This window comes from Massilimicrobiota sp. SW1139, from assembly GCF_012027715.1.
Taxonomy (GTDB): Bacteria; Bacillota_I; Bacilli_A; order Erysipelotrichales; family Coprobacillaceae; genus Allocoprobacillus; species Allocoprobacillus merdigallinarum.
The window spans coordinates 175,965-195,757 of sequence record NZ_SJOR01000003.1 but is presented as its reverse complement, the minus strand read 5'-3'; the positions used below and the strand labels follow the sequence as shown (position 1 = coordinate 195,757).

The window sequence follows — 19,793 nt, the reverse complement described above, 5'->3', positions numbered from 1 at the left end:
CAAATATTAAAATGATGATCAACTTAAATAATATTTATTTATATTAGTTTAAATGATAAATTGAAAGACTCAAATTATTATACTTATATAGAAAAATATGTAATTTTTATAACTTTTTATATAAAGCAAAAGTATCTAAAAACTTAATAAATGTTAATATAGAATTTAAATTCCTTTTTAAAATATTTACAAAACACTTGTTATAGTGTTTTTATTTTTACAATTCTTTACAAAATGAAGATATTTAACTAAATTTTATAAATGCTATACTTTACTCGCTAAGGAGGAAGTATGAAAATGAAAAATAAATTTTTTAAATTGGGGATGAGTGCTCTTGTTGCAGCAACATTTTTAACAGGATGCGCTGAAGAAAGCACACAAACAAAGGTTGATTTAAATTCAATGACAATTGAAGAAATTACGGAAAAAGCAAAAGAAGATGGAGAAGTTAATTCTGTTGGAATGCCAGATACATGGGCTAACTGGATTGAAACATGGACAGAACTTGAAGATGAATATGGAATTAAACATACTGATACAGATATGTCTAGTGCAGAGGAACTTGCTATTTTTGCAAATGAAGCAAGTGATGCAACAAAAGACATCGGTGATGTTGGACAATCATTTGGACCAGTTGCAGAAGAACAAGGGGTAACTTTACCTTATAAAACATCATATTGGGATTCAATTCCTGATTGGGCTAAAGATGATAATGGTGATTGGATTATAGGATACTATGGTACAATTACATTTATTACAAATACTGATCTTGTTGATCAAGCACCAAAAAGTTGGCAAGATGTTTTAAATGGAGATTATACATTAACAATTGGAGACGTTTCAGTAGCAACTCAGGCACAAAGTGCATTATTAAGTGCTGCTATCGCTTTTGGTGGTAGTGAAAGCAATATACAGCCAGGTCTAGACTTTTTCAAGACTTTAGCTGAAGATGATCGATTAGATATGGGAGACACAAGTGTTGCACGTTTAGAAAAAGGTGAAATAGAAGTTGCAGTTTTATGGGATTACAATTCATTAGGATATCGTTCACAAATCTTAGAAAATAATGCCAATGCTCATTTTGAAGTATCAGTACCAACAGATGGAGCAATTCAAAGTGGATATTGTACAATTATCAATGCCTATACAAAACGTCCTTATGCTGCTGCATTAGCAAGGGAATATATTTTATCTGATGAGGGACAGATTAATTTAGCTAAAGGTTATGCGCGTCCAATTCGTGATGATGTAGAATTACCAGAAGATGTAAAGGCAATGCTTTTACCAGATGAACAATATAAAAATGCACGCTTTATTGAAGATCAGGAAGCTTGGGATCAAGCTGTGTCAGATTTATCAACATCTTGGCAGGAGGAAGTTGTTGCTTATGCACAATAATAAAGTTGTATTTGTTTTATTAGATGGATTACAGAGTGAATATGCTAGAGAGCATTTAGGTTATTTAGAACATTTATGTGAACATAAAAAGGCGGCTAAATATGAAGTGCTAGGTGAATTACCTAGCGCTTCACGCCCTATGTACGAAACAATTTTTACTGGATTACCAGTATATGAACATGGAATTACAAATAATAATATATGTCGATTATCTAACCAAGTCCATATATTTGAATTACTTAAACAGAATCATAAAAAAAGTCTAGCATTAGCATATTATTGGATTAGTGAGCTCTATTTATCAGCACCATTTAATAAGTTTCAAGATGTCTATCATCATGATTCAAAGTCTTATATAGATCAAGGTTTTTTCTATTATGAAGATACTTATCCAGATAATCATTTATATGCATTATCATCAAGTTTAATGTCACATGATCAATATGATTTTGTGTTTATACATCCAATGGGTATCGACGATGCAGGCCATAAATATGGTGCAGGTTCACAAGAATATGCGCAAGCAGTCATTCAAAATGATAAACTCCTTTCAACATATATTCCACAATGGATTAAAGATGGATATAGTGTTGTAGTAGGTGCAGATCATGGAATGAGTGAAAATGGTTATCATGGTGGTAATAGTCATCAGCAACGCACCACAGCATTATATATTATTGATCAACGCATTGTGAATGGGTATCATTCACAAGTTCTCACAACATTAGAGTTTGCGCCGTTGCTTTGTTATTTATTGGATATTCAAGCAACTGAAAAAATGAAACCTTTGGAGGTGAAACGTATTCATGAAAGCAAAAAAGAACTATAAATTTTATCTGTTCGCTTTATTACCCTTTTTTATCATTGTCTTATTATTTGAAATATTACCATTAATTAATATTGTGATAGAAAGTTTTTCAAAGACAGGTGGTGGAGGTTTTACTCTAGACCATTTTGTTAAAATTTTTGGTACACGTCTATATCAACAGTCTATTTATAACAGTTTATGGATATCTATTTTTTCAGCTGTTGTTGGTATATTTATTGCATTTATTGGTGCAAAAGCAGCACATAATGCCAGTCCTAAAATAAGAAATGCTTTCACTTCAGTATTAAATATTACAAGTAATTTTGCTGGAGTTCCATTAGCTTTTGCTTTTATGATTTTATTAGGAAATGTTGGTATATTAACATTAATTGGAAAAAATTATGGAATAGAATTTTTGGCTAATTATGATTTATATACAATTAATGGTTTGTTATTAACTTACATTTATTTTCAAATTCCATTAGGAACTTTATTGATGCTTCCTATTTTTTCAGGATTAAGAAAAGAATGGAAAGAAGCTGTAGGACTATTAGGTGGAAACAGTTTTCACTATTGGTTTAAAGTTGCAATACCATCATTATTACCAAGTATATTAGGAACATTTTCAGTTTTATTTGCTAATTCATTAGCAGCTTATGGAACAGCATATGCATTGTTGAGTAATAATATTTCTCTATTACCAATTCGTATTTCTCAACAATTTGTTGGTGAAGTTGTTCAAAATCAAGAATTTGGTTGTGCTCTTTCATTGGTCATGATGGCTTTAATGGTTATTTCAGTTTTAATTACAAATAAATTACAAAAGAAATCAGGTGGTGTCCAATGAAATTAAAAACACAATTATGGGATGGATGTATTTTATTTATTATCGCAGCATTTTTAATTATACCATTAGCTTTAACTTTCTTATATTCTGTTTTTACAGCATGGATGGATATTTTACCAACTGGTTTTACTCTTAGCTTCTATTCAGAAATATTAACAGATGGAGCTTTTATTAATTCATTATTAAGATCTTTAGTTATTTCTTTTGTGCCAGTGTGTATTTGTAGTTTGGCTATATTATTAGTTCTTTATGTGACAACATTATATATGCCAAAATTAGAAAAGTATATTGAAATTTTATGTAATATTCCATATGCCATTCAAGGTGTTATTTTAGCAGTAGGTATAATTTCACTATATTCAGGTAAACCCGGCTTTTTATCAAATCGTCTTTTTCTTTTAGTAGGAGCTTACTGTATCATTATATTACCATATACATTTAGAGGTTTAAAAAATACAATTGGCGCATTAAATGTGAAATATGTTGTAGAAGCTGCACAGGTGTTAGGATGTTCTCAACTACATGCCTTCTTTTCAATTATTATTCCACAAATGAAAAATGGAATTATTTCAACAATGATGCTAGCTTTTACAATGTTATTTGCAGATTTCGTTGTTGTTAATATGATTGCCGGAAGTGCATTTAGAACAGCAGGTATTTATTTATATCAAACAATGTCAAAATCAGGACAATTATCAAGTGCAATTATCGTTATTCTTTTTATTACAACATTTATCATTTCAACATTAACATTAATGATTCAAAATAAAGCAGTCACAAAGAGGGGGAAAAATTAATGGCATACATTGAATTTAGAGATATATGCAAAAGCTATGATGGTGAAAATCAGGTTTTAAAAAATATTCATTTAGATGTAGAAAAAGGTGAATTAGTTACATTACTTGGACCAAGTGGTTGTGGAAAATCAACATTATTACGATCTTTAGCAGGATTAGAGCAGATTAATTCAGGAAGAATTATATTAGATGGTAAAGATATTACAGATGTACCAGTTCAAAAACGTGGTATAGGGATGGTTTTTCAACAATACTCATTATTTCAAAATATGAATGTAGAGGAAAATATTGCCTTTGGTTTAAAAATTGCAAAAGTAGATAAAAATCAGATAGCTCAAAAAGTACAGCGTGCTATTGAAATGGTAGATTTGGTAGGAAAAGAAAAAAGTTATCCGAATCAATTATCTGGTGGACAACAACAACGTGTAGCTATCGCAAGGGCAATCGTTATGGAACCAAAAGTTCTATTATTAGATGAACCATTAAGTGCAATTGATGCAAAATTAAGACGTGAGTTACAGGAAAAAATCAAACGTGTACAAAAAGAGTTAAAAATTACAACTATATTTGTAACACATGATCAAGATGAAGCTATGATTATGTCTGATAAAATTCATTTAATGAATGGTGGAATCATTGAACAAAGTGGAAATCCTGTAGAATTATATACACACCCTGTTTCTAAATTTGCGGCTGAATTTATAGGACATTATAATATATTAGATAATCATCAATTAAAAACATTGCTACCAAAACAAGACTTTGATAATCATTATTATGCAATTAGACCGGAAACCATTTCTATTCAAAATGAACCAATTCAAGATCAAAATGTCTATAGTTTTGAAGCAAAAGTTAGTCACTATATTTCAAGAGGAAATGTTTTACGATATACATTAAATTGTCATGATGTTATTTTAAAATCAGAAACATTGTTTAGAAGTTCTACACTGTTTGATGAAGGACAAAAAGTGTATGTTGGAATTGAGCCACATAATATTCTAGCCATTAGAGAATAAATGAAGACTGTTTAAAGACAGTCTTTTTAGACTATCAATGGAAATGAAAAAGAATTATAATAGGAGAGGGATGATAAAATATGATAAAACAAAATTTACACACACATTCACTTTATTGTGATGGCAAAAATACAATCGAGGACATGACTTTAGAAGCTATTCAAAAAGGTTTTACGATTTTAGGCTTTTCAGGACATGGGAATTGTCGAGAAATAGATGATTACTCTATGACTGATGATAACACCCAAAAATATATTCAAGATGTCCTTGAAGTCAAAGAAAAATATAAAGATCAGATACATATTTTTTTAGGTATTGAAGAAGATATTTTAGGACAAAGCTTTGAAAAAAATAATCCATATGATTATATTATTGGAAGTGTTCATTTTGTAAAAGCTGGTGAAGAATATTTAGCTGTTGATCAAAGTCAGGAAGTGACGCATAAGATTGTAGATTATTATGGGGATTTTTTAAGCTATGCTCAAAGTTATTATGAAGAAGTGAAAAAGATAGCTTATAGAAGTGATGTAGATATAGTAGGGCATATTGATTTACTTACAAAGTTTAATGAGAATGAAGAATTTATTGATTTTGATGATCAGGAATATTTAAAATTAGCATATGAATGTATTGATATGCTTATTGATCAAAAGAAAATTTTTGAAGTCAATACAGGTGCTATTGCCAGAGGACAAAGAAAAACACCTTATCCACATCATATACTATTAAAATATATTCATGATCATGGTGGGAAAATCTGTCTTAATAGTGACTGTCATCAAAAAGAAATGTTAGATTGTTATTATAAAGAATCTTTGGAATTGATTCAAGATTGTGGTTTTACATCTATGATGGTGTTAACAGATCAAGGATTTATAGAAAAAGATATTCAAGAATTTTTATAAAAATGGAGATAAATAATGGAACAGAATTTTAATTTACATACGCATACAACACGCTGTCATCATGCTGTTGGAAAAGATGAACAATATATTCTGGCAGCGATAGAAGCTGGAATGAAAACGATAGGATTTAGTGAGCATATGGCCTATCCTCATGTAGAAATAGCTGCTGAACGTATGTATAATCGAGATGTTCAAGAATATTTACATACGATGTATCAATTAAAAGATAAGTATAAAGATCAAATTGAAGTATTAGTAGGCTTTGAAATAGAATATTATGATGATCAAAAAGATTATTTACTTAAAATGAAAGAATGTTGTGATTACATGATTATTGGACAGCATTTCCGCTATTTTGATGGATATAATTATGATTATTTTAATAATGATGAAGATGTCTTGATGTATGCAAATCAAATTCAAAGTGCTTTGGAACTAGGATTAACAAGATATATAGCACATCCAGACTTCTTTATGTTAGGAAGAAGACAATGGACACCAGCATGTGACAAGGCATCACAAATCATTGTTGAAGCGGCTAAAAAATATCATGCTGTTTTAGAAATTAACTTAAATGGTTTAAGATATGGGAAACTTTACTTTCAAGATGGTTTGGCATATCCTTATCCACATCCAGAATTCTTTAAACATGTTACAAAAGATAATAAAGTTTGTTTTGGTTATGATGCCCATCATCCTACAACTTTATTAGAACATCAACGTATAGATATATGCTTGGATCTTTTAAAAGATTATGATTTTAACTTCTTAGAAGATATTCATGAAATATTATAAGAAGTCTAAAAGGATTTTTTAGTAAGACGTATTAATTATGCAAAACAGAAACTTTTGTTTGAAGAAGATTTAACAATTCAAGAAAATATGGATACGCTTTATCACATATTTAATATAAAGAAAGATTCGTTTTTAGAAGAGTAGCTCTTAAAGGAATTGGAATTAGAAAATACTTTGAACAAGTATGGTTCAATGCTTATGGAAGAAGAAAAGAAACGCTTGTCATTATTATTTGCGATTATCTCACAAAAAGGCATTATTTTATTAGAAGAACCAACTACTTTTGTTGATTAAAAAATGAGTCAAAAGATGATCAAGTTAATAGAATGTTATTTGAGTTCACGTATGACAGTTATAGCAACACAAGATCAAAATAGCAGATATTATTTATCATATCTTGAAGTATTTTTTCACTGAATTAATTATTTGTGGTGTTGTTTTAGGATTTCTTTTGAAAAATGAATACTTGAGTATATATGAAGACTTAATTCTTTTGCAATAGCTTTTCCAATTCCCGATGAAGCCCTTGTGATTAATGCTTTCATATTTTACCTCCAATCTTTCCATATTATCATAATTCAATCAAAAAAATAGCTACTCATTCAAAGTAGCTATTTCATCAATTCCTGTCCACTTTCCCAAGCTTGACCAACTTTCTCTCCAATAGCATAATATCCACTTTGGAATTGATCAAATACAAAAGCATTTAATTTGGTAGGATCAACTTTTCCATTTTCATCAAGAACTTTTTCATCTGCTAGAACATTGACAATTTTACCTACGACTCTAAAACCATAAACCGTATTTTGACATTCAACAACTTCACATTCTAAAGTTAATGGAAATTCTTTAATAACTGGAGCAGCGACTCTTTGACTGTAAATAGCTGTTAATCCACTTCTTTCAAACTTATCATTCATATTATTTCCTGAAGCTATACCAAAGAAATCAGCTTCTTTTAAATGTTCCACATCAGCAATACTTAAAGTAAAAGCCTGACGTGCTTTAATATTCTTAGCTGTTTTATGTCCTTCACTAATATTTAAAGCAACCATATCATGAGAACAAATACCACCCCATGCCATATTCATAACATCGACTTTATCATTTTCATCATAAGTTGCAATCATTAATACAGGCATTGGAAATACATATGGCTTGACTCCTAAATCTTTTAACATTATTTATTCTTCCTTTTGATTGTAGAATGACTATAATTTTATTATAATGCAGGTAGAAATAAAAACAAGTACCCACATTTATGTAAGGTACTATCTTAGGAGAAAGCTATGATTAAAAATTATATTGAAAATGCAAATTTTGAAGATACTGGATTTAGTTATACGTTATCATTTATATCAGGAAAGTATAAAATGATTATTTTATATTGTTTGATGGAATATAAAACAGTTAGATTTAATGAACTACAAAGATATATTAAAAAAATATCTGATAAAACATTAAGTCAGAATTTAAAGGAGTTAGAAAAAGATCAGCTTATACATAGAGAGGTTTACCCACAAATACCACCAAAGGTTGAATATTCACTAACAAAGCGTGGTCAATCTCTTATGAAAGTTTTAGATCAGTTATGTATTTGGGGAGAAGAACATCGTGATGAGAAGTCATTATGATGTTTTTTGTGTATTTTAGCCATCAAAAAAAGCAACTTATCTTTAAAAAATTGAAAATCATGAAAGAATTATTAATAATAAGTATAGAAAGAAGTGATCATATTGAAAGTTTATATTGAAAAAGGAAAAAGTGAAGAAACTGAGGTATATGTTTATTATAAGAAAATGGACAAAGAAACAAAGGACTTGATTGATTATGTCAATCAGCGCATACAGACGGTTGTGGGATATCAAAATGATCGTATACATCGCATCTTGATTAAAGATATTTATTATATTGAATATGTTGATGAAAAGACATTTCTTTATTTAGATCATGATGTATATTTGTCTCATAAGAAACTATACGAATGGGAAAAGCTGTTAGAAGAGAGTTCATTTATCAGAATTAATAAATCAACGATTTTAAATATTCACTATCTCAAGTCAGTTCGACCATTATTGAGTGGAAGAATGGAAGCAAAGCTTATGAACGGTGAACATCTGATTATTAATCGTCATTACTTATCAGCATTTAAGAAAAAGTTTGGCTTATAGGAGGAGTTGTATGAAAAATAAATTTATTCAGATGGTTTTGATTAATTGTATTTCTTATACAGTTTTATCTTTTATTATTTCAATATTATCTTTCTTTCCTGATAGGGTCATGGAAGCAAGTCACTGGACTTATTTATCATTTCTGATTGTCACAAGTGCTATTTCTATTTTAATTACATTGACTTCATTGATTCCTATAGATTCCTTTTGGTTTGAAAACTTTGTTATTCTTATCGACATTTTCATAGGAGTTTATGGGATTGGAGGAGGTCTCTTTCATTGGTTTCCATGGCAAATACTTTATATTATTGAAGTAGGTATGATTGCTTTGTTAGTAGGTATCGTAACAGGAATTTGTATGTATTTTCATGAAAAATCAATTGCTGATAAAATCAATAGGAAGCTGGAGGACATTCATCATGAAAATAATAGAAGTTAAAAATTTGAAGAAATCTTTTGGTAGTATAAAAGCTGTCAAAGGCATAGATTTTCAGGTTCATCAAGGACAGTTGTTTGCATTTTTAGGTTGTAATGGAGCAGGAAAAAGTACAACCATTGATATGCTTTGTACCTTTTTAAAACCAGATGCAGGAGAAGTATGGATTCAGGGCCATCAACTACAACATGAAGATGAAGAAATTAGAAAGTCCATTGGAATTGTATTTCAAGATGGCTTATTAGATGATTTATTGACGATAGAAGAAAATATGAAAGTACGAGCTGCACTTTATGGACTGAAAGGAAAAGAATTACAAAAAGCCATAAACGATATCATGAACACAATGCATATTGAAAAATATGCTCATCGTTTATATGGAACATTATCGGGTGGTCAGAAGAGAAAATGTGATATAGCCAGAGCTTTTATACATCAGCCACAGATTTTATTTTTAGATGAACCAACAACAGGTTTAGATCCTCAAACACGCCAAGAGGTATGGAATACAATCTATAATTTACAGAAAAAATATCAGCTGACAATCTTTTTAACAACACATTATATGGAAGAAGCTATGTCAGCCGATTATGTCATCATCATGGATGAAGGAGAAATTGTTGCAAGAGGGACTCCTTTTCAATTACGCAAGCAATATACAAGAGATAAATTAACAATGATTTCTAATCATCATTTTATTCAAGAATGGTTAAAAGAGAAAAATATTCAATATATTCAAAATGGAACGGAAATCACAGCTTTTATTCAAAATACATTTGAAGCATTACCCATTTTAAATCATTGTCAAAAATATATTGAAGATTTTGAAGTTACAAGAGGAAGTATGGATGATGTCTTTATTCAAATAACAGGGAAGGAGCTTCATATATGATTATATTTGCATCAAGGGTTTTAAAAATCTATTTGAGAGATAAAACAGCGGTTTTCTTTTCATTATTATCATCATTTATCATTATTGGTCTTTATATTCTTTTTTTAGGAGAAACATATAGTTCTAGTTTTGAACAAATAGGAAATATCCATCAGTTGATGGATCAATGGGTTATGGCAGGATTGCTAGCAACAACTTCTGTTTCAACAAGTGTTGCGACATTGAGTGTCATGGTGGATGATCAATATCAAAAAAGACAAAAAGATTTTTATTGTACACCTATCAAGAAAACAGCATTAGCTGGTGGTTATTTTATGGCATCTTTGATCATTAGCTTTTTCCTTTCACTTATTACACTTTTCTTTGCTCAAATATATATTCTTATTAATAAAGGGAGCTGGTTTTCATTTTCAGTTTATATGCAAATAATTGTTATTCTTTTATTGACAGTTCTTATGAATAGTAGCATGATGTTTTTTATATCATCTTTCTTTAAAAGCAATCATGCCTTTTCAACAGCAACATCAATTATAGGAACATTAATAGGCTTTTTAACAGGTATTTATATTCCTATCGGAACTTTGCCAGAGATTATTCAATGGGTTATTAAGATTTTTCCAACGTCACATGGAGCAGTATTATTAAGGCAAACTATGATGAATTCAACGATGAATCAAAGTTTTCAACAGTTACCTCAAACAGCTGTAGTCGAATTTCAAAATATCTTAGGTATTACTTATCAATTTGAGAATATAACTTTAACTCCAATATGTCACTATTTTTATTTGATTATCTTTACTATTATCTTTTTTATAGGAGCAGTTTATATACATAGTCGCCAAAGACAATAATTGATTTGCCTATTAACATCAATCATTTTATAATAAGAATAAGAGAACAATAGGTAAGGAGAGAAGAAAATGAAAACATATTTAGCTTTAGATGTTGGTGGAAGTTCAATTAAATATGCTTTAATTCAGGAAGATTCAACAATTTTAGAAAAATCTAGTGTCCCAACACCAATGGATACAATGGATCATTTTGTAGAAACAATAGGTACCATTTATGATCAATACATAGATCGTATTGAAGGTATGGCTATTTCTATGCCAGGTATTATCAATCCTGAAATAGGTTACGCTTTTACAGGTGGAGCATTACGATATATTGATAAGATGAATATCGTAGATATTTTAAAAGAAAGATGCCCAATCAACATAACGATTGGTAATGATGCAAAATGTGCAGCCAATGCAGAAATTGGATATGGGAATTTGCAGGATATACAAGATGGCGCTGTTGTTATTTTGGGAACAGGTATAGGAGGATGCCTGATTAAAGATCACAAAGTGCATACTGGAAGACATTTTAGTGCTGGAGAGTTTTCTTTTGTGAAAACAAATTGCTTAGATGGTATTGGTTGGGACTATGCCTGGTCTACACGTAATGGTATTAAAGGGCTATTGGAAAGAGTCCAGGAATCATTAGGAACTAATCAGGAATATACGGGTATTGAAATCTTTGATATGGCTAATCAAGGTAATGAGAAAGTTATTGAAGGAATTAGTCAATTTTGTAAAGAAGTAGCTACTCAAATCTTTAATGTGCATATTATTTTTGATTGTGAAAAAGTTGCGATTGGTGGAGGTATCAGTGCACAACCATTATTAATTGAATTAATTAATAAACATTTTGATAATATTTTTGATCATTTAGGATTTGATGTCTATAGACCAGAAATTGTTCCTTGTCATTATCGTAATGATGCAAACTTGATTGGAGCTTTATATCAACATATTCAAACATTTCAATAGATATAAGAAAAGACAATGTTCATTTCACAAAGCATTGTCTTTTTTCATTGATATAAAAAATAAGATATCCTAAACATAAACCAATAAAATTTGTGATAATGTCAGTAATATCAAAAGTTCTAAATCCAATACAAAATAAGGAAAATATCATCTGTAATGATTCAATACTTATGATTGTCATCAAGCCTATGAGCGTTGTTTTTATAAATGAATATTGAAAAGACAAAGGAACAAGGAATCCAAAAGGTATAAACATAAATGTATTGAGAATAACATTTGTAATGGCACCACCATAATGATAAATGACATCACGAAAAGGAAAAGTGAAATTATGAATAGTAAAATAATGAAAATGATCAAATTGGGCATATTGAAAATCTAAAGGTAATAATGTAATAAATAAGATACCGATGATATATACATAGAGTAAAGTCCTATAAAAAAGGACTTTTTGTTTCTGATACTTTAAATATATAAAATAATAATAAATAGCTATAAAAATAATAATTTCAATAAAAAATTGAATCCAGATGGCAGATGTCCAGTTTCTTTGTGTTATTAACAAAAAATCACCTCATAAAAATATAATGAGAAGTCATATATAATATAAATATTTGATTTTATGGTTAATTATGTTAAATTATGTTGAAAAATAAAGAAATTAATTATATTTATGATATACTGAATATATAAGAACGTATATTTATTACATAAAGGAAGGTGAAGGTTATGAAAAAAATATTAAAATTAGCGGTTTGTTTATTTATGATTATGGGCATTGTTGCCTGTGGAGGAACGTCAACTGAAAAACAGGAAACTGTAGTGAAGAACTTTTTTGATTATTTAAAAGCAGGAGATATTGAAAAGATTTCAACAATATGTACTGATGATAACAGTGACGTTGATGATTTACTTTCAATCATGGAAAGTTTAGAAGCGTACATGGATGTTGAAACATATGGTCAAACATTTGTAGACGAAGCGAATAAGTTTGTTGATCATGTTTTTGCCAATTATGTGACTTCATATGAAATTAATAGTGTAGAAGCAGATGGGGATAATTATTTGGTTATTGCTGATATTAAAATGAAAGATTACAATAATATAGATATTGATTCAGATACAACAACTATTATTGATAATTATCAGCAGGAACATTTAGACGAATTAAGTGAGCTAGCAGGTGATCAACAAGCGATGATGGAAAAAGTTTTTGGTGATTTAGCATCAGAAATCTTTGGAGCAATGACAAAGAAGATAGATGAAGCTGAAGCTATTGATACACAATTAAGATTTACTTTAGTTCCAGATGGAGAGAATTGGTTAATTTCTACAATTGAACAAAAAGAAGCATAAAACAACATAACTATAAAAGAAACTATTGAGGCTCTCAATAGTTTTTCTATGCCAGAAAAAGATTTCTCTTCATCAATGAAGTTGATATAATAATAAAACTAGGAGGAATCAGACATGATAAAATGCATTGTATGTGATTTAGATGGGACACTAATGAAAAAAGATGACACTATTGAGGAACGAACTTACCAGATATTAAAAAAATGTATTGAAAATGGGATAGAGTTTATTATAGCAACTGGTAGAGATATTAATATGGTCATTGATTTTTTAGAGCGTTATCAGTTAGATTGTGATTTGATCTTAAATAATGGAACACAATATTGTAATAAACAACAGACATTCAATGAAATTTATCCAATGGATAATCAAGCATTTCAAAAGATATCTACAATTTTATCATCATATGGTTATTTATTAGCTATACATACAAATCAAGGGAAATATTCTTTTGTAGATGCAGATGATTTTTGGGATTATCACTATAAATTATTGTTAGCTTCAAAAGATTATAAAGACTCATTACCAAAAAAGACTTTTACAACAAGAGAAGGATATTTAAGAGATTTTCATTATGCTAAGGATGCTCATGAGATCATTCAAAAGAATATTAAAGTTTTAAAAATAGATGCTAGACATTTGGATGCTTACTCTATTCAAGGAGTTAGACAACAACTAAATATAGATGGATTAGATATCTCATCATCTTTTGAATATAATATTGAAATTACGAGTTCAATGAGTAATAAAGGTAAGTTATTAGAAAAAGTTATTGCAAAAAAGGGATATGCTTATGATGAAGTTGCTGTTTTTGGTGATGGAGAGAATGATCGACATATGTTACAAATGTTTCAATATTCTTTTGCACCTCAAAATGCATCTCCATCAGCTAAGAATGCTGCTCATTATTTGTTGACTTTAACAAATGAAGAAGGGGCCGTTTTTGAAGGATTAGAACAATTACAACAATTAGGTCTTTTAGCGATTTAAAGTTAAAAAAGTTCAAGCAATAAAGTTGACGAAAAATGGAAAATTGATTATCATAAATATGGATAAATAAATCCATATTGAATAGGAGGAAAAAAAGTATGGCAAAATTTGTATGTACAGTTTGTGGTTATGTTTATGAAGGAGATGCAGCTCCAGAAAAATGCCCTGTTTGTGGTGTTGGCGCTGATAAATTCGTTGAACAAAGTGGTGAAATGACATGGGCTGCTGAACATGTTGTTGGTGTAGCACAAGGTGTTAGCGAAGATATTATTAAAGATTTACGTGCTAACTTTGAAGGAGAATGTTCAGAAGTTGGTATGTATTTAGCAATGGCTCGTGTAGCTCATCGTGAAGGATATCCTGAAGTTGGTTTATATTATGAAAAAGCAGCTTGGGAAGAAGCAGAACATGCAGCTAAATTTGCTGAATTATTAGGAGAAGTTGTGACTGATTCTACTAAGAAAAATCTTCAAATGCGTGTAGAAGCTGAAAATGGAGCAACTGCTGGTAAAGTTGATTTAGCTAAACGTGCTAAAGAAGCTAACTTAGATGCAATCCATGATACAGTTCATGAAATGGCTAGAGATGAAGCTAGACATGGAAAAGCATTTGCTGGATTATTAAAAAGATATTTTGGTGAATAAGCAAAGAAATCAGTATTGCTAAGCATTACTGATTTCTTTTTTTTGAGAAATACAATGGAGATAGTTACAAAAGATATTATTAAAAGTGGATTAAGAGAATATAATCGTCAAAAATTCAACATGCTCACTCAAAAGATTTAGCTGTTTACTTAGTTGAGCATGATCAAATTATAGAGGATTGATTGGATATACCCATGGAGATTAGCTTTTTATAAGGTGGTTATGGATTTCACCTTTATTAAGAGAACAAAATAAAGGAACAGAAGTATTATGAAAAGCAGAAGCAGTTGCGAAAGAGAGAGGCTGTCAATATAGTTTTCTAGATACATATGAATTTCAGGCATCAGATTTTTATATGAAATGAGGTTATCAGAAAATCTTCAGTATATAAGAACATCCTGCAACAGGTAAACACTATTATATGAAAAAATCACTTATTTAAAATTTTTTTCAAGATATGTTATTTAGCTTGTGATTTGAATTCAATCTATCATATAATATACTTATCGAATAATTATAAATTAAGGGAGGAAATTATGTGAAAAAAAATGGAATTTTAGATGTTAAGTATTCTTTAACACAAATTCTTTACTTTGCATCATTCAGTGCTCTCATGGGTTATGCTTCGGTTTATCTTTTAGATAAAGGTGTATCTAATTCTGTTATTGGAACAACTTTAGCATTAGTCAGTATTATCGCTGTATTTACGCAACCTATGGCAGCATCAGCGGTTGATAAGAAAGTCATCAGATTACAACCGTTAATTATTGTTATAGTGGCTTTAGCGGTTATATTGTCATTATGTCTGTATTTCTTTAAATTACCAACAATGATATTATTATGTGTATTTGTTGGAGTTGTCACATGTATGATGACAATTCAACCATTATTAAATTCATTAGCATTTCTTTTTGAAAAATATGGTATTGAAGTGAATTATGGATTAGCTAGAGGATTAGGAAGTGCTTCCTATGCCCTTGCATCTGCTGTGCTGGGTTATCTTGTAGAAGATTTTGGAACAAGCATGATTCCATTATTCTATATTATTGGAAATATCTTATTAATTGTCGTTGTCTATACATATGTTGTACCAAAGAATCAAAGACATGTTGTACATCGTGAAGAGAATCAGCATGAAGAAGTTAAACAGGAACAATTATCATTCTTTCAATTTTGTTCAATATATAAAAAATTTATGATTTTTGTTGTGGGTGTTATTTTAGTTTTCTTTACACATACAATTATTAATAATTTCTTTATTCAAGTCATTACTCCTATTGGTGGAACTGAAAGTCAAATGGGAATCGCTGTATTTATTGCTGCAATTGTTGAATTACCAGCTATGGCTATGTTTAATGTTATGCGTAAGAAAATAGATTGTTCAACATTATTAAAAATATCTGTGATTATTTTTGGATTGAAACACTTATTAACTTTTTTAGCAACTAACGTCTTTATGGTTTATGTTGCACAAGTTTTACAAATTGGTGCTTATGCTATCTTTATCCCTGCTAGTGTTTATTATGTTAATGAGGTTATTTCTAAACCAGATCTTGTTAAAGGGCAATCTATGGTTACAGTTGGAATTACAGCCAGTGGTATTATTGCTAACCTTGCAGGTGGAATCTTATTGGATACTATTGGTGTTCATGATTTATTAATGATTGGTGTTGTTGTATCTGTTATTGGAGCTTTGATTGTTTTCATGTCTATTGAAAAGAAAAGAGCTTCTATTGAATAGATCATAACGAGCATAGAGAAATCTATGCTTTTTTTATGCTTGTTAAGCATTATAATGAATAGATTATAAGTATTAGACATTAAAAAAAGACTTTTATATAATAGAAAAGTCAAAGGATGGTGGGGATATGTTTTCAAATCGTGCATTAAAAGAAATGATTGTTCCACTTTTTTTCGAACAATTATTAGTTATGCTAGTAGGGATAGCAGATACTTTTGTTGTCAGCTTTGTGGGAGAGGCGGCTGTATCTGGTGTTTCTTTGGTCAATATGTTTAATACAATTTTTATTTATCTGTTTACAGCATTAGCCTCAGGTGGTGCTGTTATCATCAGTCAGTATATTGGCTGTGAAGATCAAAAAAATACAGTGAAGTCATCCAGCCAGTTGCTTATGTTTTCTACTGTGTTTTCTATTATTATAGCTATTATAACATTGATATTTAATCGTCCATTATTAACGCTTTTATTTGGAAAAGTTGAAAATTCTGTTATGGAGGCTTGTGTAACTTATTTAAGAATATCAGCCTATTCTTATCCAGCCCTGGCTATTTATAACGCTGGAGCGGCACTTTATCGCAGTATTGGAAAAACCAGTACAACAATGTATATTTCTTTGATTTCCAATGTTATTAATGTGGTCGGAAATCTGATTGGCGTTTTTGTTTTGGATGCAGGAGTTGCTGGCGTTGCATATCCTTCTTTAATAGCAAGAACTTTTTCAGCAGTTGCGATTACAGTTCTCTGTTTTTCAAAAAGCCGTTTTGCTCATTACAGTAAAGAATGGATTTTGAAATGGGATGGACCTATGTTAAAAAGAATTTTAAATATTGCGATTCCTAATGGAATTGAAAACGGTATTTTCCAGCTTGTTAAAGTTGCATTAAGCAGTGTTGTCGCTTTATTTGGAACTTATCAGATTGCAGCGAATGGAATTGCTCAAAGTATCTGGTCATTAGCGGCTTTAATTGGTTCAGCGATGGGTCCAGTCTTTATAACTGTGATTGGGCAGTGTATGGGGGCCAATCAGGTGGAAGAAGCAGAGTATTATTTTTATAAACTGATGAAATTAACACTTGTGTTATCTATTATCTGGAATGTTCTTGTCTTTATCATTACACCTATTTTTATGCAATTTTATCAGGTTTCAGAAGAAACACGACAATTGGTTATTATCCTTGTCTTCATTCATAATGTTTTTAATACTGTTGCCTTTCCATTTTCAGGACCATTATCAAATGGACTCCGTGCTGCTGGTGATGTCAAATATACAATGGTTGTTTCCATTGCTTCAACAGTTTTAGGAAGATTAATTTTCTCATTGATCTTTGCGATAGGATTGAACCTAGGAGTCATTGGTATTGCCTTAGCCATGTGTCTTGATTGGTCAATGAGAGGGATTATCTTTTATATTCGCTTTCGTTCAAAAAAATGGACAAAGTTTAAAGTTATTTAAATCTTCTTGTGATGAGAAGATTTTTTTTATAAAATAAAGATAATAGAAAAGAGGCGATCATATGATCAAAGATATCGTAAAAGATCAATTTTTTTTACAACAAAAATCAATAGATGCCACAAAGGAAGATTTACCTGTTGTTCAGGATTTATTAGATACCATTCAGGCTCATGAAACTTGTGTTGGCATAGCAGCTAATATGATAGGTGAATTAAAAAATATTATCGTTGTCTATGATGGAAAACAATATCTTGTGTTGATCAATCCGCAGATGATACAGGCACATAAACCACTCTATACCTGTCAGGAAGGATGTCTATGTCATGAAGGTTTGAAAGAAACAAAACGTTATGAAAAAATAAAAGTGAAATATTTAGATCAGGACTTTCGCCCAAAAATCAAGACTTTTGATAAACAAACAGCCCAGATTATTCAACATGAAATAGATCATTGTCAGGGGATTTTAATCTAATGGAAAAGAAAAACTGGTTACATAGATTAAAAAATATTGGACCAGGAGCCATTGTTGTGGCTGCTTTTATTGGGCCAGGAACGATCACAGTTTGTTCTTCGACAGGGGCAAGTTATGGATATACTTTATTGTGGGTGTTATTATTTGCGACAATTGCAACAATTATTTTTCAGGAAATGGCAGCCAGATTAGGCATTGTTACAAAAATGGGATTTGGTGAAAACATTCGTGAGAAAATTTCTTCTCGCACAATTAAAGCCATAGTATCAGTCATTGTTGTGATGGCTATCTTTGTAGGGAATATTGCTTATGAAACAGGTAATATGACAGGAGGTGCTATGGGTATAGCAACATTGCTTCCTCATGTCCCTATTTCATCCATTGCCATTGTTATGGGAATTATTGCTATGATTTTATTATTTTCTGGAAGTTATCAGTATATTGAAAAGTTTTTAACGGCTTTAGTTTTTGTGATGGCTTTTACTTTTATTTTAACGACTTTTTTATCAAAACCAGATTGGAGTCAAATCATTGCTGGTTTTATACCAAGTTTTTATGATGTAGACTGGTTAAGTGTCGTTGGCCTTGTTGGAACAACAGTTGTTCCTTATAATTTGTTTTTACATTCTTCAAGTGCTGCCCAACGCTGGCAGCATAAAGAAGATCTCAAAGATGCCAGATTAGATACTGTTTTGTCTATAGGATTAGGTGGGATTGTATCTATGTGTATTGTGATTGTTTCGGCAACCAATTGTGCAGGTATTGAGATAGAAAGTGCCAATGATTTATCATTAGCATTGCAGCCAATCTTAGGAAATTTTGCAAGCTATTTAGTTAGTATTGGTCTATTTGCAGCTGGATTGACTTCAACAATTACTGCCCCACTTGCAACAGCGTATGCCACATGTGGTATTTTAGGAATTGATCAAGATATGAAATCTATACAATTCCGTAGTATCTGGTTTATAGTCATTGTATGTGGAATGTTTTTCATTCTTGTTAATCAGTCAACACCAACTGAATTAATATTGATTGCACAAGTTGCGAATGCTATTATTTTACCCATTATGGCTATTTTCTTGATGTATTGTATGAATCATCCCCAACTTGGACAATATCGCAATCATCTTTTAAGTAATTTAGCTGGTATTATGGTATTGTTCATTACGATTGTTTTATGTATACAAAATATTATCAAGATTATTTAAAAACATGTTATAAATTCTATAACATGTTTTTTTCTTGGGTAAATTAA

At 30.3% G+C, this 19,793-nt stretch carries 23 protein-coding genes; 20 read left to right on the top strand and 3 right to left on the bottom strand.

Features of this window, described 5'->3' with window-relative positions; all coding sequences use genetic code 11:
• The first annotated feature begins 297 nt into the window (after window positions 1–297).
• The 7 genes from E0K96_RS03420 to E0K96_RS03390 all read left to right on the top strand — a co-directional run bounded on the left by E0K96_RS03420 (window position 298) and on the right by E0K96_RS03390 (window position 6,569).
• The gene (locus E0K96_RS03420) at window positions 298–1,398 is read left to right on the top strand and encodes an ABC transporter substrate-binding protein (RefSeq protein ID WP_168081187.1); all 1,101 of its coding nucleotides are present in this window, start codon (window positions 298–300) and stop codon (window positions 1,396–1,398) included.
• Complete coding sequence (locus E0K96_RS03415; RefSeq protein ID WP_168081185.1) at window positions 1,388–2,227, top strand: alkaline phosphatase family protein; 840 nt, start codon at window positions 1,388–1,390, stop codon at window positions 2,225–2,227. The genes E0K96_RS03420 and E0K96_RS03415 overlap by 11 nt, the downstream gene beginning before the upstream one ends.
• Complete coding sequence (locus tag E0K96_RS03410) at window positions 2,205–3,053, top strand: ABC transporter permease (RefSeq protein ID WP_168081183.1); 849 nt, start codon at window positions 2,205–2,207, stop codon at window positions 3,051–3,053. Before E0K96_RS03415 ends, E0K96_RS03410 begins: the two co-directional genes overlap by 23 nt.
• Window positions 3,050–3,850, top strand: a complete 801-nt coding sequence (locus E0K96_RS03405; RefSeq protein WP_168081181.1) for an ABC transporter permease — start codon at window positions 3,050–3,052, stop codon at window positions 3,848–3,850. Before E0K96_RS03410 ends, E0K96_RS03405 begins: the two co-directional genes overlap by 4 nt.
• A complete protein-coding gene (locus E0K96_RS03400; RefSeq protein WP_168081179.1) occupies window positions 3,850–4,869 on the top strand; it encodes an ABC transporter ATP-binding protein in 1,020 nt (339 codons plus the stop codon). Before E0K96_RS03405 ends, E0K96_RS03400 begins: the two co-directional genes overlap by 1 nt.
• A gap of 80 nt (window positions 4,870–4,949) precedes the next feature.
• Window positions 4,950–5,774, top strand: a complete 825-nt coding sequence (locus tag E0K96_RS03395; protein WP_168081177.1) for a histidinol-phosphatase HisJ family protein — start codon at window positions 4,950–4,952, stop codon at window positions 5,772–5,774.
• 15 nt (window positions 5,775–5,789) lie between these two features.
• Entirely contained in the window at window positions 5,790–6,569 is a 780-nt protein-coding gene (locus E0K96_RS03390) for a PHP domain-containing protein (RefSeq protein ID WP_168081175.1), read from the top strand.
• 422 nt (window positions 6,570–6,991) lie between these two features.
• Here the strand turns inward: E0K96_RS03390 and E0K96_RS12240 are convergent, their stop codons facing one another.
• Together E0K96_RS12240 and E0K96_RS03385 are read right to left on the bottom strand one after the other, a co-directional pair.
• Entirely contained in the window at window positions 6,992–7,114 is a 123-nt protein-coding gene (locus E0K96_RS12240; RefSeq protein ID WP_255456798.1) for a hypothetical protein, read from the bottom strand.
• A 66-nt stretch (window positions 7,115–7,180) separates the two neighbouring features.
• Window positions 7,181–7,750 (bottom strand): flavin reductase family protein, encoded by a 570-nt coding sequence (locus E0K96_RS03385; protein WP_168081173.1) that lies wholly within the window; start codon window positions 7,748–7,750, stop codon window positions 7,181–7,183.
• Between the two features lie 108 nt (window positions 7,751–7,858).
• On the opposite strand from E0K96_RS03385, the gene E0K96_RS03380 reads away from it, so the two are divergent.
• The 6 genes from E0K96_RS03380 to E0K96_RS03355 all read left to right on the top strand — a co-directional run bounded on the left by E0K96_RS03380 (window position 7,859) and on the right by E0K96_RS03355 (window position 11,882).
• Complete coding sequence (locus tag E0K96_RS03380; RefSeq protein WP_168081171.1) at window positions 7,859–8,203, top strand: winged helix-turn-helix transcriptional regulator; 345 nt, start codon at window positions 7,859–7,861, stop codon at window positions 8,201–8,203.
• Between the two features lie 165 nt (window positions 8,204–8,368).
• Window positions 8,369–8,740, top strand: a complete 372-nt coding sequence (locus tag E0K96_RS03375; protein ID WP_168081169.1) for a LytTR family DNA-binding domain-containing protein — start codon at window positions 8,369–8,371, stop codon at window positions 8,738–8,740.
• Window positions 8,741–8,750: 10 nt separating this feature from the next.
• Window positions 8,751–9,179, top strand: a complete 429-nt coding sequence (locus E0K96_RS03370) for a DUF3021 family protein (RefSeq protein WP_168081167.1) — start codon at window positions 8,751–8,753, stop codon at window positions 9,177–9,179.
• Window positions 9,160–10,068, top strand: coding sequence for an ABC transporter ATP-binding protein (locus E0K96_RS03365; RefSeq protein WP_206080568.1), 909 nt, complete (start codon window positions 9,160–9,162; stop codon window positions 10,066–10,068). The genes E0K96_RS03370 and E0K96_RS03365 overlap by 20 nt, the downstream gene beginning before the upstream one ends.
• Window positions 10,065–10,919 carry an ABC transporter permease gene (locus E0K96_RS03360; RefSeq protein WP_168081165.1) on the top strand — a complete coding sequence of 285 codons (855 nt, stop codon included), beginning with the start codon at window positions 10,065–10,067 and terminating at the stop codon, window positions 10,917–10,919. The genes E0K96_RS03365 and E0K96_RS03360 overlap by 4 nt, the downstream gene beginning before the upstream one ends.
• Window positions 10,920–10,988: 69 nt before the next feature.
• The gene (locus tag E0K96_RS03355) at window positions 10,989–11,882 is read left to right on the top strand and encodes an ROK family protein (RefSeq protein ID WP_168081163.1); all 894 of its coding nucleotides are present in this window, start codon (window positions 10,989–10,991) and stop codon (window positions 11,880–11,882) included.
• 19 nt (window positions 11,883–11,901) lie between these two features.
• Here E0K96_RS03355 and E0K96_RS03350 read toward each other — a convergent pair whose 3' ends face one another.
• Window positions 11,902–12,447, bottom strand: coding sequence for a VanZ family protein (locus E0K96_RS03350; RefSeq protein ID WP_168081162.1), 546 nt, complete (start codon window positions 12,445–12,447; stop codon window positions 11,902–11,904).
• A gap of 164 nt (window positions 12,448–12,611) precedes the next feature.
• On the opposite strand from E0K96_RS03350, the gene E0K96_RS03345 reads away from it, so the two are divergent.
• From E0K96_RS03345 to E0K96_RS03310, 7 genes are all read left to right on the top strand, one after another.
• Window positions 12,612–13,238 carry a hypothetical protein gene (locus tag E0K96_RS03345; RefSeq protein ID WP_168081160.1) on the top strand — a complete coding sequence of 209 codons (627 nt, stop codon included), beginning with the start codon at window positions 12,612–12,614 and terminating at the stop codon, window positions 13,236–13,238.
• 114 nt (window positions 13,239–13,352) lie between these two features.
• Window positions 13,353–14,228, top strand: coding sequence for a Cof-type HAD-IIB family hydrolase (locus tag E0K96_RS03340; RefSeq protein ID WP_168081158.1), 876 nt, complete (start codon window positions 13,353–13,355; stop codon window positions 14,226–14,228).
• A gap of 98 nt (window positions 14,229–14,326) precedes the next feature.
• Complete coding sequence (locus tag E0K96_RS03335) at window positions 14,327–14,872, top strand: rubredoxin-like domain-containing protein (protein ID WP_087245789.1); 546 nt, start codon at window positions 14,327–14,329, stop codon at window positions 14,870–14,872.
• A 538-nt stretch (window positions 14,873–15,410) separates the two neighbouring features.
• The gene (locus E0K96_RS03325) at window positions 15,411–16,613 is read left to right on the top strand and encodes an MFS transporter (protein WP_370519865.1); all 1,203 of its coding nucleotides are present in this window, start codon (window positions 15,411–15,413) and stop codon (window positions 16,611–16,613) included.
• A 127-nt stretch (window positions 16,614–16,740) separates the two neighbouring features.
• Window positions 16,741–18,066 carry an MATE family efflux transporter gene (locus E0K96_RS03320; protein WP_168081156.1) on the top strand — a complete coding sequence of 442 codons (1,326 nt, stop codon included), beginning with the start codon at window positions 16,741–16,743 and terminating at the stop codon, window positions 18,064–18,066.
• A 61-nt stretch (window positions 18,067–18,127) separates the two neighbouring features.
• The gene (locus E0K96_RS03315; protein ID WP_168081154.1) at window positions 18,128–18,538 is read left to right on the top strand and encodes a peptide deformylase; all 411 of its coding nucleotides are present in this window, start codon (window positions 18,128–18,130) and stop codon (window positions 18,536–18,538) included.
• Complete coding sequence (locus E0K96_RS03310; RefSeq protein ID WP_168081152.1) at window positions 18,538–19,746, top strand: Nramp family divalent metal transporter; 1,209 nt, start codon at window positions 18,538–18,540, stop codon at window positions 19,744–19,746. The genes E0K96_RS03315 and E0K96_RS03310 overlap by 1 nt, the downstream gene beginning before the upstream one ends.
• Window positions 19,747–19,793: the final 47 nt, after the last annotated feature.

Excerpts from the sequence above, each read along its gene's own strand:
- E0K96_RS03420 (WP_168081187.1), top strand. The coding sequence starts at position 298 with ATGAAAAATAAATTTTTTAAATTGGGGATGAGTGCTCTTGTTGCAGCA.
- E0K96_RS03415 (WP_168081185.1), top strand. The coding sequence starts at position 1,388 with ATGCACAATAATAAAGTTGTATTTGTTTTATTAGATGGATTACAGAGT.
- E0K96_RS03410 (WP_168081183.1), top strand. The coding sequence starts at position 2,205 with ATGAAAGCAAAAAAGAACTATAAATTTTATCTGTTCGCTTTATTACCC.
- E0K96_RS03405 (WP_168081181.1), top strand. The coding sequence starts at position 3,050 with ATGAAATTAAAAACACAATTATGGGATGGATGTATTTTATTTATTATC.
- E0K96_RS03400 (WP_168081179.1), top strand. The coding sequence starts at position 3,850 with ATGGCATACATTGAATTTAGAGATATATGCAAAAGCTATGATGGTGAA.
- E0K96_RS03395 (WP_168081177.1), top strand. The coding sequence starts at position 4,950 with ATGATAAAACAAAATTTACACACACATTCACTTTATTGTGATGGCAAA.
- E0K96_RS03390 (WP_168081175.1), top strand. The coding sequence starts at position 5,790 with ATGGAACAGAATTTTAATTTACATACGCATACAACACGCTGTCATCAT.
- E0K96_RS12240 (WP_255456798.1), bottom strand. The coding sequence starts at position 7,114 with ATGAAAGCATTAATCACAAGGGCTTCATCGGGAATTGGAAAAGCTATT.
- E0K96_RS03385 (WP_168081173.1), bottom strand. The coding sequence starts at position 7,750 with ATGTTAAAAGATTTAGGAGTCAAGCCATATGTATTTCCAATGCCTGTA.
- E0K96_RS03380 (WP_168081171.1), top strand. The coding sequence starts at position 7,859 with ATGATTAAAAATTATATTGAAAATGCAAATTTTGAAGATACTGGATTT.
- E0K96_RS03375 (WP_168081169.1), top strand. The coding sequence starts at position 8,369 with ATGGACAAAGAAACAAAGGACTTGATTGATTATGTCAATCAGCGCATA.
- E0K96_RS03370 (WP_168081167.1), top strand. The coding sequence starts at position 8,751 with ATGAAAAATAAATTTATTCAGATGGTTTTGATTAATTGTATTTCTTAT.
- E0K96_RS03365 (WP_206080568.1), top strand. The coding sequence starts at position 9,160 with ATGAAAATAATAGAAGTTAAAAATTTGAAGAAATCTTTTGGTAGTATA.
- E0K96_RS03360 (WP_168081165.1), top strand. The coding sequence starts at position 10,065 with ATGATTATATTTGCATCAAGGGTTTTAAAAATCTATTTGAGAGATAAA.
- E0K96_RS03355 (WP_168081163.1), top strand. The coding sequence starts at position 10,989 with ATGAAAACATATTTAGCTTTAGATGTTGGTGGAAGTTCAATTAAATAT.
- E0K96_RS03345 (WP_168081160.1), top strand. The coding sequence starts at position 12,612 with ATGAAAAAAATATTAAAATTAGCGGTTTGTTTATTTATGATTATGGGC.
- E0K96_RS03340 (WP_168081158.1), top strand. The coding sequence starts at position 13,353 with ATGATAAAATGCATTGTATGTGATTTAGATGGGACACTAATGAAAAAA.
- E0K96_RS03335 (WP_087245789.1), top strand. The coding sequence starts at position 14,327 with ATGGCAAAATTTGTATGTACAGTTTGTGGTTATGTTTATGAAGGAGAT.
- E0K96_RS03320 (WP_168081156.1), top strand. The coding sequence starts at position 16,741 with ATGTTTTCAAATCGTGCATTAAAAGAAATGATTGTTCCACTTTTTTTC.
- E0K96_RS03315 (WP_168081154.1), top strand. The coding sequence starts at position 18,128 with ATGATCAAAGATATCGTAAAAGATCAATTTTTTTTACAACAAAAATCA.
- E0K96_RS03310 (WP_168081152.1), top strand. The coding sequence starts at position 18,538 with ATGGAAAAGAAAAACTGGTTACATAGATTAAAAAATATTGGACCAGGA.